This window comes from Limnohabitans sp. DM1, from assembly GCF_001269385.1.
Classification (GTDB): domain Bacteria; phylum Pseudomonadota; class Gammaproteobacteria; order Burkholderiales; family Burkholderiaceae_C; genus Limnohabitans_A.
Map to the genome: position 1 here is coordinate 57,895 of NZ_CXOO01000027.1, position 15,292 is coordinate 73,186.

14 protein-coding genes are annotated in these 15,292 nt (G+C 60.1%); 8 read left to right on the forward strand and 6 right to left on the reverse strand.

The features are described from left to right. Position 1 precedes the first annotated feature (1 nt). Complete coding sequence (locus AMM33_RS11340; protein ID WP_090141517.1) at positions 2-1,057, reverse strand: LysR substrate-binding domain-containing protein; 1,056 nt, start codon at positions 1,055-1,057, stop codon at positions 2-4. A gap of 153 nt (positions 1,058-1,210) precedes the next feature. Here AMM33_RS11340 and AMM33_RS11345 point away from each other — a divergent pair, with 153 nt between their 5' ends. From AMM33_RS11345 to AMM33_RS11355, 3 genes are all read left to right on the forward strand, one after another. Continuing rightward, positions 1,211-1,681 carry a DUF2917 domain-containing protein gene (locus AMM33_RS11345; protein WP_255350691.1) on the forward strand — a complete coding sequence of 157 codons (471 nt, stop codon included), beginning with the start codon at positions 1,211-1,213 and terminating at the stop codon, positions 1,679-1,681. A 67-nt stretch (positions 1,682-1,748) separates the two neighbouring features. After that, the gene (locus AMM33_RS11350; protein WP_090141518.1) at positions 1,749-2,378 is read left to right on the forward strand and encodes a TetR/AcrR family transcriptional regulator; all 630 of its coding nucleotides are present in this window, start codon (positions 1,749-1,751) and stop codon (positions 2,376-2,378) included. Between the two features lie 234 nt (positions 2,379-2,612). Then, positions 2,613-3,620, forward strand: a complete 1,008-nt coding sequence (locus AMM33_RS11355) for an MBL fold metallo-hydrolase (RefSeq protein WP_090141422.1) — start codon at positions 2,613-2,615, stop codon at positions 3,618-3,620. A 281-nt stretch (positions 3,621-3,901) separates the two neighbouring features. Here AMM33_RS11355 and AMM33_RS11360 read toward each other — a convergent pair whose 3' ends face one another. Further along, positions 3,902-4,750, reverse strand: a complete 849-nt coding sequence (locus AMM33_RS11360) for a DUF6279 family lipoprotein (RefSeq protein ID WP_090141424.1) — start codon at positions 4,748-4,750, stop codon at positions 3,902-3,904. A 204-nt stretch (positions 4,751-4,954) separates the two neighbouring features. On the opposite strand from AMM33_RS11360, the gene glmU reads away from it, so the two are divergent. After that, complete coding sequence (gene glmU / locus AMM33_RS11365; RefSeq protein ID WP_090141426.1) at positions 4,955-6,364, forward strand: bifunctional UDP-N-acetylglucosamine diphosphorylase/glucosamine-1-phosphate N-acetyltransferase GlmU; 1,410 nt, start codon at positions 4,955-4,957, stop codon at positions 6,362-6,364. A 23-nt stretch (positions 6,365-6,387) separates the two neighbouring features. Here the strand turns inward: glmU and AMM33_RS11370 are convergent, their stop codons facing one another. The 3 genes from AMM33_RS11370 to AMM33_RS11380 all read right to left on the reverse strand — a co-directional run bounded on the left by AMM33_RS11370 (position 6,388) and on the right by AMM33_RS11380 (position 10,506). After that, positions 6,388-7,200: an SDR family oxidoreductase gene (locus AMM33_RS11370; protein WP_090141428.1), complete on the reverse strand. Its 813-nt coding sequence runs from the start codon at positions 7,198-7,200 to the stop codon at positions 6,388-6,390. A 20-nt stretch (positions 7,201-7,220) separates the two neighbouring features. Further along, a complete protein-coding gene (gene purT, locus AMM33_RS11375; RefSeq protein WP_090141430.1) occupies positions 7,221-8,357 on the reverse strand; it encodes a formate-dependent phosphoribosylglycinamide formyltransferase in 1,137 nt (378 codons plus the stop codon). A gap of 280 nt (positions 8,358-8,637) precedes the next feature. Beyond that, complete coding sequence (locus AMM33_RS11380; protein ID WP_228768084.1) at positions 8,638-10,506, reverse strand: bifunctional metallophosphatase/5'-nucleotidase; 1,869 nt, start codon at positions 10,504-10,506, stop codon at positions 8,638-8,640. Between the two features lie 287 nt (positions 10,507-10,793). Here AMM33_RS11380 and AMM33_RS11385 point away from each other — a divergent pair, with 287 nt between their 5' ends. After that, positions 10,794-11,045: a type II toxin-antitoxin system prevent-host-death family antitoxin gene (locus AMM33_RS11385; protein ID WP_090141519.1), complete on the forward strand. Its 252-nt coding sequence runs from the start codon at positions 10,794-10,796 to the stop codon at positions 11,043-11,045. After that, entirely contained in the window at positions 11,032-11,448 is a 417-nt protein-coding gene (locus AMM33_RS11390) for a putative toxin-antitoxin system toxin component, PIN family (RefSeq protein ID WP_090141435.1), read from the forward strand. Before AMM33_RS11385 ends, AMM33_RS11390 begins: the two co-directional genes overlap by 14 nt. 3 nt (positions 11,449-11,451) lie before the next feature. On the opposite strand, the gene AMM33_RS11395 is transcribed toward AMM33_RS11390, so the two are convergent. Next, positions 11,452-11,937, reverse strand: a complete 486-nt coding sequence (locus tag AMM33_RS11395) for an Lrp/AsnC family transcriptional regulator (protein ID WP_090141520.1) — start codon at positions 11,935-11,937, stop codon at positions 11,452-11,454. A 138-nt stretch (positions 11,938-12,075) separates the two neighbouring features. On the opposite strand from AMM33_RS11395, the gene glmS reads away from it, so the two are divergent. Both glmS and AMM33_RS11405 read left to right on the forward strand, forming a co-directional pair. Next, a complete protein-coding gene (gene glmS / locus AMM33_RS11400) occupies positions 12,076-13,938 on the forward strand; it encodes a glutamine--fructose-6-phosphate transaminase (isomerizing) (protein WP_090141437.1) in 1,863 nt (620 codons plus the stop codon). 119 nt (positions 13,939-14,057) lie between these two features. Beyond that, on the forward strand, positions 14,058-15,179 hold the full coding sequence (locus AMM33_RS11405; protein WP_228768085.1) for an ATP-binding protein: 1,122 nt from the start codon (positions 14,058-14,060) through the stop codon (positions 15,177-15,179). Positions 15,180-15,292: the final 113 nt, after the last annotated feature.

Consider the following 15,292-nt stretch of genomic DNA (forward strand, 5'->3'; position numbering starts at 1 on the left):
GTCAGTCTGGCGTGGCCAGCGTCTGCGGATCGGGCACATCGCCAATGGCATGGCGCGTGTCTGAAGCCTGCTGACGCAACCAGTCACAAAAGGCGCGCACTTCCGCGCGTGCGCTGCTGCGCGGGGCGATTAGCAACCAATAAGCCAGTGGCGAAGTCAGCCGCATCGCGGGCAGCACTTCCACCAAGCCCCCGTTGGCCAGGCTTTCGGCCACCAGTGGCAGCCGGGCCAAGGCCACGCCTTGCCCTGTCAGTGCCGCTTGCACGATCTGGTGTGCATAGTTGAAATACAGCCAGCGTGCAGGGGACAGAGGACATAGCGGTCCTGTACCTTGGTTCGTTCTCTTGTTTGTGCGCCCTTGAGCGTTGTCCGTGGCTGGGCTGGCGTGGCCGTAGCTGTCCAGCCAGCGTTGCCAGCTCAGCCACTCCATGTGCTGGGTGCGGTAGGCGTCACCCGCCTCGATCAGGGTGCACCGCATCAGATCGGCAACGTTCTGGATGGGCTGGTTTTTCAACAACCAGGGGCTGGCGACCACCGTGAGTTGTTCACCAAAAAGTCGCTCCGCGCCCGCCATGGCAGGGGCCGGAACCGCATAGCGCAGGGCCAGGTCGACGTCGGTGTTGTGCATGTCGATGGCCGCATCGGTGGCGTCGATGCGGATGTCGATGTCCGGGTGTTCGCGCTGAAACGCTTCCAGCCGGGGGATCAGCCACATGCTGGCAAACGAGGCCCAGGTGGTGATCGAGACGCTCTGGCGTCCGGTGTTTTGGCGGATTTGCCGCACCGCTGAATCGATGCGTTCCAGCGAAGCGCTGGCCGAGCGGTGCAGCAAGCTGCCTGCGCTGCTCAGCTCCACCGATCGGGTGTGCCGCAAAAACAGCGAGGTGCCCACCTCGTGCTCCAGCGCCTGAATTTGCCGACTGACCGCGCTTTGGGTCAGCGCCATCTCCTCTGCCGCTGCCCGGAAGTTCAGGTGCCGGGCGACCGCGTCGAACGCCCGCAGGTAGCTCATCGAGATCGGGCGGGTGCGGGCAGTGGCGGCTGAAGCAGGCGGCATGGTGAGCTGAATGATACGGGGGGCTGCGCTTGTCCATTCATGCTTTGAATGCATCAATGCAGGTGAGGATTTTCATTGGACGGTGAATGTTTTGGCTTGCATCATGACTGCACCGACGATGTTGTCGGTGCCGATGGTAACCAGGAGATGGAGATGTCAGAACCCGAGCTGTGCGCTTCTTTACACGACTGTCAGAAACTGAAAACTGTCCGCTGGACAGGCACTTGGCATCTGGCCCCCCAGCACGCCATGAGCTTGCTGCCCCGAAAAGACAGCCAGTTGCTGATTGTGCAGGGATGCGCATGGATCACCTGGGAAAAACCAATCGCTCACTGGGCGCGAAGCGACGGGGACCATTTTCTGCAGGCCGGGCAAATCATCGATGTGCCCGCCGGAGCCCGTCTGGTCATGCAAGCGCGTCACGCCCACGAGACCCTTCGTTTTGACTGGCGCGAAATGCCACCCGGTTTGGTGCAGCACCGCACGCCCAAGGCCAGCGTGTCCGAGTTGGCGCGGCAGTGGGTGCAGGCCTGGACTCAGGTGGGCCTGGCCACGGCCCGCCTGGTGCGTGCTTTGTGGCATGCACGCTGGCCAGGGCGGCAGGTCAGCGACTTGCCCATGTGAGCGCCTTGGTCAGGCTGGAGGGGCTGGTCTGAAAGAATCCGTGGGCCATGGCTGGCAGAATGCCGCCATGGCCAGACCCAAATCAGCAACCCACGACATCAAACGCGACGCGATCCTGGACATCGCCGCCCAATGCTTTGCCCAGAGCAGCTACCCGGCCGCCAGCATGAACGAGATTGCTGCGGCCTGCGGCACCTCCAAGGCGCGGCTGTACCACTATTACGAGAGCAAAGAGGCCATCCTGTTTGATCTGCTGGACCGCCACACCCAGCGCCTGCTGGCGCTGATTGCGCAGACCGAGGCCACCGCCCAGCGCAAGAACCTGGACGACCGGGCGGCGCTGCACGAGTTGGTGCGTGCCTTTTTGCAGGAATATGAAACCTCGGCCACCCGGCATGCGGCCTTGCTCAACGACACGCAGTTTCTGGGCGATGCGCCCGATCCGGCGCTGGGCAGCGCCCAGCAGTCACCACGCGAACTGATTTTGAACCGCCAGCGCGACATCGTGGCCGCCATGACCCGCTTTTTGAAGCGCGCCTACCCCGAGCGCCTGACGCCTACCAACCAGACTGCCCTGACCATGATGCTGTTGGGCATGATCAACTGGACCTTCACTTGGCTTCGCCCCGGAGGCCCCATCAGCTATGCGGCCTTTGCTGATGAAGTCATTGGCATGTTGGAAAAGGGGCTGGGCTGAAGTGGCGTGCCCTTCAGCCCGCCAGTCTTGTGCCCTGTAGGAGCCAGCCCTGCTGGCGATGAAGCGGTGGTGGTTTGCAGGTGTATCGCTTGCAGGCAAGCTCCCACACAAGACAAGACAACAAAGGACATGAGCTTTCAACAGGCCCATGAGGTCTTGCGAAATTCAACAATCCGTAACGCATTTCGTTTAGGTAAAATCCCGGCGATTACCCCACCCTGTTCAGGAGACCCCATGTCCACCACCAAAGCCCCCACCAAAGCATTCGCCAGCCAGGCGGATTTGACCGAAAAGAAGATCACCTTTGAACAACTCAGTGAGCATTGCTGGGCCTACACCGCCGAGGGCGACCCCAACTCGGGCGTGATCATCGGTGATCGTTTCATCATGGTCAGCGACGCCACCGCCACCCCGGCCATGGCGCAAGACCTGATCAAGAAAATCCGCACCGTCAGCGACCTGCCCATCAAATACGTGCTGCTGACCCATTACCACGCAGTGCGCGTCTTGGGTGCTTACGCCTACGCCGCCGAAGGCGCGACCGAGATCATCGCCAGTGAAGGCACGCTGGACTTGATCAAGGAGCGCGGCGCACAAGACATGAAAAGCGAGATGGAGCGCTTCCCGCGCCTGTTCAGTGGTGCCGACAGCATCCCCGGCCTGACTTGGCCGACCATGGTGGTCGGCGGCGGTAACCCCACCCAGGGCGAAGTGCCCGGCAAGCTCAGCATCAACTTGGGCGGTGTGGTGGTGCAAATCTGGCATCCAGGCCCGGGCCACACGCGTGGCGACACGATTGCCTGGGTGGAAGAAGAAAAAGTGCTCTTCAGTGGTGACTTGGTCGAGTACGAAGCCGGTGTGTACACGGGCGACGCCCAACTCGAAGAATGGCCCGCCACGCTGGAGGCCCTGCGCGCCCTGAATGCCGAATTCATCGTGCCCGGCCGGGGCGAAGCCATGAAGGGCAATGACAACGTGAACAAGGCGCTGGACTACACCCAGCGCTGGGTGACCACCTTGTTCCAGGCTGGAAAAGAAGCCGTGGCCGCCAAGATGGACCTCAAAGCCGCCATGGCCCACACCCGCAAGAGCATGGACCCGGTGTTTGGCCATGTGTTCATTTACGAGCACTGCCTGCCCTTTGACGTGACCCGCGCTTATGACGAAGCCAGCGGCATCAAGAACCCCCGCATCTGGACGGCTGAGCGCGACATGGAGATGTGGAAAGCGCTGCAAAGCTGAAGCCTCTGTGTCGGGGTCTTATTGATCCGGACCTTTGACGTCTGCAAGTTGACTTCAATCTTGCACCTTGTGGGAGCTGGCCCTGCTGGCGATCAGACGCTTGTAGACCACAAGCTTTTCGCTTGGCTGGCAAGCTCCCACAAAATCCTCCCAACTGGCAACACACGGATCAGACTTCATCGGGCCGAATCTATAGACCACCGACCTGCAAAAGACGCCGACCCTTCATCGGGGTGTATCCCCCGCAGGTCGGCACTCGAAAAGTCCGACGTTGGCGCACTTCAGGGTTTGATCAAATCGCGCAGATCGCGCTCGTAGGCGCGCAGTTTGCGGCTGGCGCGCAGGCGCTGTTCGGGGGTGGTGGTGTTGTGCACCTGGGCCAGGTTGTCGCAGGTTTGTTGCGTCATTTTTTGCACCTGTGTGCGTCCGGCTTCGTCGGGTGGCATCAACCAACGCTGCCAGACGGCATAGAGCGAGGCCTCCACTTGCGCCACGGAGCCGCTTTGCGGGGCTTGCCGCAAAGCGCTGAGCAAGTCGTCCTGACGGCGCAACCGGTCTCGTCTGCCCCACTGGGGGTTCCACGCCGACTGGGCGACTTGTGCTTTGATGAGGGTGATTTGTTGGGGGCTCAGGTCGCCGTAAAACCCGCTGTAGCGGTCCAGGCTTTTTACCTGGCGGCGCTCCAGCCGTTCTTCAGGCGTGCCTTGGAGCCATTCTTTTTCCCAGTCTTCGTTTTTCACCTCCCAGTGCCGGGCCAAGTGACTCCATTGACGTGGCCCCAAAGCCATGACCACTGGCGCGGCTTGGGCGATGCTGGTGCGCAGCGTGCGGTCCATCTTGTTTTGCACTTCAGCCCAGACGCTGCAGACCTGACTGGCTTGCAGCGGGCTCTGGCTCAGGGCTGTGGAGCGCTCCAGAAGATCCAGATAGGTGGGCAGCTCCTGGTAGCGGTGCCAGCGGTGGGTGTTTTGCAGGGCTTCCTTGGCGCGCACGGATTGCTCGTCTGTGAACGATAGGGCGCTGTCGAGCCACCAATACCCCAGGGTGGGCAGTTGCGGGTAGCCGAGCTTGAAGCTGCTGCACCCTTGCAACCATGACAGAACCAAAATCACCAGCAAGCATCGCTTCATGGGCGGCCTTTCATTGACAAATTGACCCGGGCGCTGAAACCGGGACGCGTTCAGTGCAAGGCAGTCATTGTGACCGCATCAGACGGCGCTGCCTGAAACAGGTCATTCGGCGGGTGCAGGGTTCGGCTACCGCTGCACAGTGACGATAATCTCCGGATTCCATTGTCCGGGCCTGGCTGTCGGGCTCCCTTGCGAAAGAAGTTCATGAACGAAAAAAATCAATTGCCCGTGGATGTTGTGGTGATGGCCGCTGGCAAAGGCACCCGCATGAAAAGCCGCTTGCCCAAAGTTCTACAGCGCCTGGCGGGTGTGCCGCTGGTGCAGCATGTGTTGAACACCGCCGCGCAGCTGAACGCCCGCTCGGCGGTGGTCATCACCGGGCACGGCGCCGATCAGGTCGAGCCCCTGTTGCTGGCGCCGGGCCAGGCCATGGCGGTGCAGTGTGTGCGCCAGGAACCCCAGCTGGGCACCGGTCACGCCGTGCAGCAGGCGGTGCCTGCCTTGGCCGATGACGGCATCGTGGTCATTTTGTCGGGCGATGTGCCCTTGACGCAGGCCGACACCTTGCAAGCGCTGATTGACCAGTGCGGCGGCAAGCAGCTGGCCCTGCTGACCATCGACTTTGCCGATCCGACGGGTTACGGCCGCATTGTGCGCGAGGGCACACAAGTGCAGGCCATTGTCGAGCACAAAGACGCGACCGAGGCGCAGCGCCAGATTCAAGAGGTGTACAGCGGCATCATGGCTGTGCCGGCCCATTTGCTCAAAGGCTGGCTGGGCCGCATCGACAACCAGAACGCGCAAGGCGAGTACTACCTGACCGATGTCGTCAAGCTGGCTGTGGCCGACGGCTTGCCGGTGGTGGCACACAAAATCAACGACCTGCTGCAGGTGGCCGGCATCAACAGTCCGGTGCAACTGGCCGAGCTGGAACGCGCCCACCAGCTGCGTCAGGCCCAGCGCCTGATGGAGCAGGGCGTGCGCCTGAAAGACCCCGCCCGCTTTGACCTGCGCGGCCAGCTTGTCTGCGCGCAAGACGTGGAGATTGACGTCAACTGCATTTTTGAAGGCCAGGTGTCTTTGGGCGAAGGTGTGCAGATTGGCGCCAACTGCGTGCTGGCCAACTGCGTGATTGAGGCGGGTGCCGTGATCCACCCCTTCACCCACATTGACGGCGAAAAACTCGGCGTCACGGTGGGCGAGGGCGCCTTGATCGGCCCGTTTGCCCGTCTGCGCCCGGGTGCGCAGCTGGCCGCCGAGGTGCACATTGGCAACTTTGTCGAGGTCAAAAATTCCACCCTGGCCAAGGGCGCAAAGGCCAACCACCTGGCTTATCTGGGCGACGCCACCGTGGGCGAGCGGGTCAACTACGGCGCGGGCAGCATCACCGCCAACTACGACGGCGCCAACAAGCACCGCACGGTGATCGAGGCCGATGTGCACATTGGCAGCAACTGCGTGCTGGTGGCACCCGTGACGATTGGCGCAGGCGGCACCGTGGGCGGTGGCTCGACCATCACCAAAAGCACCGAACCCGGCGCTTTGAGCGTGGCCCGTGGCAAACAAGTCAGCATCGCCAACTGGGCCCGGCCCCAGAAAAAGCCCAAGGCCTGAGCCCGGTCAGCTCAGCTGCCTGCTCAGCGGCCTGTGCCGGACTTTTTCAGGGCCGCCCAGGCCATGCGATCCACCCAACTTGGGGCGATCAGCCTGAGCCAGCGGCCCAAATGCCCGGTCGGGCTCATGAGCACATCGCGTTGGCGTCGCTCGGCGCCTTGCAAGATCTTGCGCACGCACACGTCAACGGGCATGGCCTTGTCTTCGCTCAGGCCGCTGGCGCCTGCTGGCTGGCCCAAGGCGTTGAAGCCACGGCGGCGGATGTCGGTGTCCACCACCCCGGGGTAAGCAATCGTCACCGACACCCCATCGGCCTGCAGTTCGGTGCGCAGCGCTTCCATGAAACCATTCATCGCAAATTTGCTGGTGCAGTAAGCCGTGCGACCGGGCACGCCCACCAGGCCCGCGAGTGACGACACCGCCACCAGCTTGCCTCGCGAGGCTTTGAGGTGCGGCAGCGCTGCATGCGTGCACCAGACGGCGCCCCACAGGTTCACACGCATCAGGTCTTCGTACCAGTCCAGGTGTTTGGCCTGCACCTCTTGCAGCAAGGCGTGTGCTGACACCCCGGCGTTGTTGATCAGCGTGTCGATCCGGCCAAAATGCTGCAGGGTCTGGGCGATCAGGGCTTCGCAGTCTGCGCGCACGCTGACATCGGTCGGTACGCACAGCACTTGCGCCCCATGCGGACGACAGGCGGTGGCCACCGCGTCGAGCCTGGCCGCCTGGCGGGCCGCCAGCACCAGGGTCACGGCGCTGCCTTTGGTGCGGGCCAGCTGCGCGGCCATTTCGGCCCCAATGCCTTCCGATGCGCCGGTGATGACGATCACTTCCATACCGAGCTCCTTTTGCTGGTTCAGACCACCACCTTGATTTTGGCGGCTGCTTCGCGTGCGCGTTGCAGGGCTCCTGGGCCTTTGGCCAGTGCCACCGCCATGCGGCGGTAAGGCCGGGTGGTGGGCTTGCCAAAGATGCGCACATCCACGCCCGGCTCGTTCAGGGCCGCTTCAATGCCCGTGTAGGTGGGGGCGCTGCCATCCTTGTCGGCCAGCACCACGGCGCTGGCGCCTTCCACACACTCGATGACCGGAATCGGCATACCCAAAATGGCGCGTGCGTGCAGATCAAACTCGCTCAGGTTCTGGCTGATCAGCGTGACCATGCCCGTGTCGTGCGGGCGCGGGCTCAGTTCGCTGAAGATCACCTCGTCTTGGGTCACGAAAAACTCCACGCCAAAGAGGCCCGCACCGCCCAGGTCGGTCGTGATCTTCTCGGCCATCTGCTGGGCTGCGCTCAGGTGCTCGGGCTTCATGCCCTGAGGCTGCCAGCTGTACTGGTAATCACCGCGCTCTTGCACATGGCCAATCGGCGGGCAAAACAGCGTGGGGCCTGTGCGCTGGCGCACGGTCAGCAGGGTGATTTCGTATTCAAAGTGGATGAACTCTTCGACGATGACCTTCTGGCGGTCGCCGCGCATGCCCGCGCAGGCGTAGTCCCAGCTCATCTGCACATCGGCAGCCGTCTTGGCCACACTTTGGCCCTTGCCCGATGAACTCATGACCGGCTTGATGACCACCGGGAAACCAATTTCGGTGGCTTTGGCCAGCAGTTCGGCGGCCGAATCGGCGTAGCTGAACTTGGCTGTGCGCACACCCAGGCCCACGGCCACGTCGCGGATGCGGTCGCGGTTCATGGTCAAGTTGGCGGCGCGGGCGCTGGGGATGACTTCAAAGCCTTGCTTTTCCACGTCCAGCAGCACCTCGGTGCGGATGGCTTCGATCTCGGGGACGATCAAATCCGGCTGGTACTTGGCAATCGCGGCGCGCAGCGGGACCTCATCGAGCATGCTGAACACGCAAAACTCGTCAGCCACCTGCATGGCGGGCGCGCCCGCATAGCTGTCGCAAGCCATCACGTAGCAGCCCAGGCGCTTGGCGCTGATGACGAATTCCTTGCCGAGTTCACCGGAGCCCAAAAGCAGGATCTTTTTCATGGGGAAACACCTTGGAAGTTGTGGAGGGGGTGGGGTATTGATTGTGCGGTCGTGGTCTGTGCTGCGCGGACATTATTGATCCGGCCCTTTAAAGTCTAGAGAAAAAGGCTCTAAGGGCAGCCTGGTTTGGGTGCAGAACCCCGTGCGCGATGGTTTGTGGTTTGCGCAAAATCGCGCACGGAGTGCTGCTCCTACAAACCCCATGCATGTAAAAAAAGCCCGCTTGGGGCGGGCTTGATTTTCGCGTCTGTCACAGCGCCTTGGGGCGCTGTGTGGAACGTCATTCTTGATAGGTTTTTGTGCTGTAGGTGGATATGGCGGGCTTGTCGAGGGTGATTTTGGCCTTCACATACGCCAAGAAAGAGTCAGCGTAGTCCAGGAAGGTGTTTTCCTTGAGGCTCTTGTCAATCCCTTTGAGGGTCAGGTAATTGTCGCCACCGCCTGCGGTGAAGTCGTTCGTCATGACCTTGTAAGTGCCGGCCAGGTCAAAGTTGGCCCAAGCACTGTTTTTGTAAATTTCAAGGTTGCTGATGCGAGAGCCCTTGGCCTTGGTGATGTCCACATCAAAGCGCAAACCTGCGGTGTAGGGGTAGGCGCCAGAACCTGTGCCGCCGTTGTTGCCGAGCATGGAGTCCACGCCGTCTTCCAGTGAGTCCTTGACTTGTTGACCGGTCATGCTGATGCGAACCAGCACGTTCTTGAAGGGCAGCAATTCATAGACCTTGCCCACGGTGATATCACCTTTGGCGATGTCGATGCGCACGCCCCCACCGTTTTGCAGCGACAGATCTGCGCCGCCAAATCGTTGACCTTGTTCCAGGAAAGCTTGCGCGACCAGTTGCTGGATATTGCCGCCTTGGCTCACGACGGTGGCATCCTTGTTGCAAACGTCACCCAGTTTGGAACGGGTGGTGTCGCTCTTGGCACCAATGCCTGGCACTCGTCGCAGGCACAGGTTGTCATTGGCCGTGCCAACATTGACGGCGCCCAGTGCAACCTTGGCGTCACTGAATGGCTTGAGTGCTGTTGTTGTGGTGGCCAACGGCGTGGTGATGCGGAATGCGCCCACCTGTTTGAGAGCTGCCGTGTAAGCCACCGCATCTGCGGTGCTGCTGGTGGCCGACGTTCCGTTTTTGCTGTCTTTGTAGCTGTCACTCACCAAGATCATCGGCTGGCCATTGCAAGCGCTGACGTTGCCGTATTTGTCGAAGTCGACGTTGAGCTTGCCAATGGCATAGCTGTATTGCCAGGCTTGCACGATGCAGACCTTTTGGCCACTTTTGTCTTGCAGTTGCGTGGCGTAGGGGCCTTCAGGTGTCAGGCCGACAGCTTTCAATGTGTCGGGGCCGAGCAGGCTGTGCGAATCGCCGCCCACGATGACATCGACACCGTCGAGTTTGGGTGCCAGGGTTTTCACATCCATTTCATAACCTGCGTGGCTCAGGAGGATGATTTTGTTGATGCCCTGGATGCGCAGTGCGTCGATGGTTTGTTGTGCACTGGTGACTTCGTCTGCAATCACTGTGGTGGCATCAGAACGAGAGGCATTTTTTGTCTTGTTGGCAATGGTGATGCCGACAATGCCGATTTTTTGACCGCCGCGCTCCACGAGGGTGAAAGGGCTAAATTTGCCGGCAATCGGCGAGCTGCCGGCGGTTTTGATGTTGGCTGCAATGACAGGCGTTTTGCACTTTGTGGGGTCTTTGTGCAGGAAGTTGATGAACTTCGCCAAGCCCGTATCCCCGCTGTCGAACTCATGGTTGCCGATGGCCATGGCATCAAAGCACACGGTATTCATGGCCACGGCATCAGCTTCACCATCGCTTTGTGTGAAGTACAGGTCGCCCGTCAAGGCGTCGCCTGCATGGAGCTTGATCACATTTTTGCTGCTGGCTGCTTCTTCATGGATGGCGGCTGTCACCCGTGCAAAGCCGCCCAGCGGCATGGTCACGGATTGAGTCGCACCGCTGGCATCCGGCAGCTTCAGCGTGGTGGTCTCGGCATCCAGATGCGAATGGTGGTCGTTCATGTGCAGCAAGGTGACCGACAGAGGGTCGCCACCGTCGCCACCGCATGCGCTGAGCGCCGCCAGCAAGCCTGTGAGCAGGACATTTCGGGTTGACTTGATGACATTGATTCTTCGAAACACTTGGTTCTCCAGTAAGGGGTTAACCATTGATTGGAGTTGTTGCTTATTAAGGTTTCGCGTGATTTATATGAATTTTTTGTGTCAATTTTTGCTATCAAAGTGTAAATATCAATTAAATATTCATCATTGATAAATTCAGAAATACAGAACAGATGCCGACGGAAGTTTCAAAGAGCTGTCAGACGGTGCATGCCAACGGCCAGCATTCCGTCCAAACCTCACTGATCCAGCCATGAACCTCATCCATTGAATCGAACGTTTCATTCGTTGGGTGCTACATGGCGGACATGCAAACCGTTTCTGCCAACGAAGCCAAAACCCAATTCGGGCATTTCATCGATGTGGCCCAACGTGAACCTGTGCGTGTGATGCGCCGCGACCGTGTCGTTGGCGTGATGGTGTCTGCCAAAGACTACGAAGCCATGCGTGAGTTTTACGCCAACCGTCTGCAGCACACCCTGACAGAAACGGCAGCCCAAGCCGAGCAGGCGGGCTTGACCCCTGAGTTGCTGGAAGACTTGCTGCGTGACGAGTCTTAAGCGGGTCATCGACACCAACCTCTTGATCAGCGCCGCGCTGTCTTCGCAAGGCGCTCCCGCCAAACTGGCGCAGTGGGCACTGGCTCAGCACCGCCTGGTGTTTGCCCAAGTCACCTTTGATGAGTTGCGCATGCGGCTTTATCGTCCCAAATTTGACCGCTACATCAGTCTGGAAAATCGTGAGCCCCTGCTGCACGACTTCAATGCCTGTGCAATCTGGGTGGAGGTGGGTGATCCCGCTGTGTATGGCCGTGATCGTGATGACGATCATTTCATTGAAGCCGCCCTGAAAGCACAGGCTCACTTCTTGGTCAGCGGCGACAAAGACTTGCTGCAAGCGCCTGAGGTGCCAGGGCTGCGCGTGGTCTCTGTTCACCAGGCACTGCTGGCCTTGGGTCAATGACTTTTAGGGCAACACTGGCAAGGTGGTGGTGAACTTGGCCCGTTTGGTCGAAAAAAAGGCCTTCACATTGCGCACATTCGCGTCCTGTGTGAACAACGCCTGGCTGATGGCCAGGTAGTGCGGCATGTCGCGCGCCTGCACCACCAGCATGAAGTCGGGGCCGGGCGACACGCGCCAGCACTGCTGCACCGCACCGTGCGCCACGGCCCGAGCCTCAAAGGCGTCCAGGTGTTCGCTGCCCTGTTTGTCGAGTGACACCTCGACCAGCGCTGTCAGGCCATGGCCCAGCGTGGCGGCGAGCCGGTCGGCACTGAGCACGGTCACCTGCCGCTCAACCCAGCCGCCCTCGACCAGGCGCTTCACGCGGCGCAGGCAGGTGGGCGGCGAGACATTCACTTTTTCGGCCAGCGCCACATTGCTCAGGCTGGCATCGCGCTGCAGGCTGTCGAGCAGCTGCAGGTCGATGGCGTCGAGTTCATTGGATTCCATGAAATGAATTTTAATGAAATTAAATTCCATTGTGGGTAATTTGTGAAATAAAAAACCATAATCAATTAAAAATTGATCTGATATTTTTAAAGGGCGTGCCTACTATCTCTGCCATTCCCCCTTTTTAGGAGCCCTTTTATGTGTGGCATCGTCGGCGCCGTTTCTTCCCGCAACATCGTTCCCATCCTTGTCCAAGGCCTGCAGCGGCTGGAATACCGCGGCTATGACTCGTGCGGCGTGGCCGTGCACGCGGCCAGTCTGAGCGGCGGCACAGGCGGCTTACAGCGTGCCCGCAGCACGTCTCGCGTGGCCGAGCTGATGGACCAAGTCAGCGCCGACCACATCGAAGGCGGCACCGGCATTGCCCACACGCGCTGGGCTACGCACGGCGCACCGGCCGTGCACAACGCGCACCCGCACTTCAGCCACGGCACGGGCGCGGCGGATGCCAAGCCCGGCAAGGTCGCGCTGGTGCACAACGGCATCATCGAAAACCACGAAGAACTGCGCGCCGCATTGCAGGCCAAGGGCTATGTCTTCACCAGCCAGACCGACACCGAAGTCATTGCCCACCTGGTGGACAGCGTGTACGACGGTGACATCTTTGAAGCCGTCAAAACCGCCATTCGCCAACTGCACGGCGCCTACGCCATTGCCGTGTTCCACAAAGACGAGCCGCAGCGCGTGATCGGTGCGCGTGCAGGCTCGCCGCTGATTCTGGGTGTGGGCCAGGGCGAAACCTTCTTGGCCAGCGATGCGATGGCGCTGGCGGGCGTGACCGACCAGATCGTGTACCTGGAAGAGGGCGATGTGGTCGACATCCAGCTCGGTAAATACTGGGTGGTGGACCGCGATCACAAGGCCGTGACCCGCGTGGTGAAGACCGTGCACGCGCACAGCGGCGCGGCCGAGCTGGGCCCCTACCGCCACTACATGCAAAAAGAAATCTTCGAGCAACCGCGTGCCATTGCCGACACGCTCGAAGGCGTGGAGGGCATCACGCCCGAGCTGTTCGGCGACGGCGCGTACAGCACCTTCAAGGCGATTGACAACGTGTTGATCTTGGCGTGCGGCACCAGCTATTACAGCGGTTGCGTGGCCAAGTACTGGATCGAGGCCATTGCCAAAGTTCCTTGCCAGGTCGAGATCGCCAGCGAATACCGCTACCGCGAATCGGTGCCCAACCCGGGCACCCTCATCGTCACCATCACCCAAAGCGGCGAGACCGCCGACACCCTGGCCGCGCTGCGCCACGCGCAAAGCCTGGGCATGACGCACACGCTCACCATCTGCAACGTGTCCACCAGCGCCATGGTGCGCGAGTGCAAACACGCCTATGTGACCCGCGCCGGGGCTGAGATCGGTGTGGCCTCCACCAAGGCCTTCACCACGCAGTTGGCCGGTTTGTTTTTGCTCACACTGGCCTTGGCGCAAACCAAAGGCCGCTTGAGCGATGCGGACGAGGCCATGCACATCAAAGCCATGCGCCACCTGCCCGCCGCGCTGCAAGCCGTGCTGGCGCTGGAGCCGCAGGTCATCGCGTGGGCCGAAGAATTCGCCAGCAAAGAAAACGCCTTGTTCTTGGGTCGTGGCACGCACTACCCGATCGCCTTGGAAGGCGCGCTCAAGCTCAAAGAAATCACCTACATCCATGCCGAAGCCTACGCGGCGGGTGAACTCAAACACGGCCCGCTGGCCCTGGTGACCAGCGCCATGCCCGTGGTGACGGTGGCGCCCAACGACGTGCTGCTCGAAAAGCTCAAAAGCAATATGCAGGAAGTCCGCGCCCGCGGCGGTGTGCTCTACGTGCTGGCCGATGGCGACACGAAGATTGAAAGCAGCGAAGGCGTGAACGTGATCCGCATGCCCGGTCACTACGGTGTGCTTTCACCCATCTTGCATGTGGTGCCCCTGCAGTTGCTCAGCTATCACACGGCGTGTGCGCGCGGGACGGACGTGGACAAGCCGCGCAATTTAGCGAAGAGTGTGACCGTGGAGTGATTGACCAGAGCGCTTGAAAAGCCTGAATTCATGCAGAAATTAACTTCAAGTTAAAAAATGCATGAAAAATAGATCGACAAGCACTGAGCGTACTGCTTTACCGTGCCACGCCCTACCCTGTGGTGACTGTGCTGGGGCCGCGCCAGTCGGGTAAAACCACCTTGTGCCGGATGGCTTTTCCGGACAAGCCCTATGTCAATCTGGAGCAGCCCGATGTGCGGGAGTTTGCGCAGCAGGACCCCAAAGCGTTTTTGGCGCAGTTTTCGGATGGCGCCGTGCTGGATGAAATTCAGAACGTACCTGCACTGTTGTCGTGGATTCAGGTGCTGACCGATGCCGATCCGCGCAAAGGTCGTTTTGTATTGACAGTTAGCCACCAGCTGCAAGTGGGTGCGCAAATCACGCAGTCACTGGCGGGGCGGACGGCTGTGCTGGAACTGTTGCCTTTGAGTTTGTCCGAATTGGCAGCGGCGGGCATTTTTGAGTCCGAATGTGCAGATGTGAACAGGTGGATGCTGAAAGGCGGTTACCCCCGCATCCATGCGCAAGACATGCCGACCGAGGTGATGCTGTCGGATTACTTTGCAACCTATTTCGAGCGCGATGTGCGTCAGCTCATCAATCTCATGCATCTGCGCGAATTCGGGCAGTGTGTGCGTTTGCTGGCGGGGCGCACGGGGCAGTTGCTCAATCAGACCAGTCTGGGCAACGAGGTAGGGGTCAGCAGCAACACCATCACACAATGGTTGAGTATTCTTCAAGCGTCTTTTCTCGTGTTCAGATTGGCACCCTGGAGCGTCAACATTGGCAAGCGTCTGGTCAAGAGCCCCAAAATTTACTTTTACGATGTGGGGCTGGCATGCTGGTTGCTGGGCATCAAGACCGTCGAACAGCTGCAGCATCACCCCTTGCGCGGTGCCTTGTTTGAAAACCTGGTGGTGCTGGAAGTGCTCAAGTCCTTGAGTCACCAAGGCTTGTGCGATCCTTTGTATTTTTTCCGTGACAGCAATGGCCTGGAGATTGATCTGTTGTTGGAGCGTGCAGATGGCATTGAGCTGGTCGAGATCAAGGCTTCGCAAACAGTGGCCGCGCCGCTGTTCAAAAACCTGCGCACCGTCAGAGCCTTACTGGCGGAGCGCGTGAAAAGCCAATATCTTGTTTATGGCGGTGATGTCAGGCAAGAGCGAACCGATGTGGGCGTGATGCCATATTGGCAAGCTGGCTCCTGTGTGTCGTCGTGAAGTCTTTGAATGGATCAAGGCTGATCCATTCGAGCTTTTCAGATGAGAGTTTTTTGATTTTGTGCCAGTGGCCATTGATACCAGCTGCTGGGGAAGGCATGTGTTGTCAATGG

Bases quoted from the DNA above. Each gene is read 5' to 3' on its own strand.
- AMM33_RS11355 (WP_090141422.1), top strand. From the start codon at position 2,613: ATGTCCACCACCAAAGCCCCCACCAAAGCATTCGCCAGCCAGGCGGAT.
- purT (WP_090141430.1), bottom strand. From the start codon at position 8,357: ATGAAAAAGATCCTGCTTTTGGGCTCCGGTGAACTCGGCAAGGAATTC.
- AMM33_RS11395 (WP_090141520.1), bottom strand. From the start codon at position 11,937: ATGGAATCCAATGAACTCGACGCCATCGACCTGCAGCTGCTCGACAGC.
- AMM33_RS11370 (WP_090141428.1), bottom strand. From the start codon at position 7,200: ATGGAAGTGATCGTCATCACCGGCGCATCGGAAGGCATTGGGGCCGAA.
- AMM33_RS11340 (WP_090141517.1), bottom strand. From the start codon at position 1,057: ATGCCGCCTGCTTCAGCCGCCACTGCCCGCACCCGCCCGATCTCGATG.
- AMM33_RS11360 (WP_090141424.1), bottom strand. From the start codon at position 4,750: ATGAAGCGATGCTTGCTGGTGATTTTGGTTCTGTCATGGTTGCAAGGG.
- glmS (WP_090141437.1), top strand. From the start codon at position 12,076: ATGTGTGGCATCGTCGGCGCCGTTTCTTCCCGCAACATCGTTCCCATC.
- AMM33_RS11385 (WP_090141519.1), top strand. From the start codon at position 10,794: ATGCAAACCGTTTCTGCCAACGAAGCCAAAACCCAATTCGGGCATTTC.
- AMM33_RS11350 (WP_090141518.1), top strand. From the start codon at position 1,749: ATGGCCAGACCCAAATCAGCAACCCACGACATCAAACGCGACGCGATC.
- glmU (WP_090141426.1), top strand. From the start codon at position 4,955: ATGAACGAAAAAAATCAATTGCCCGTGGATGTTGTGGTGATGGCCGCT.
- AMM33_RS11345 (WP_255350691.1), top strand. From the start codon at position 1,211: ATGTCAGAACCCGAGCTGTGCGCTTCTTTACACGACTGTCAGAAACTG.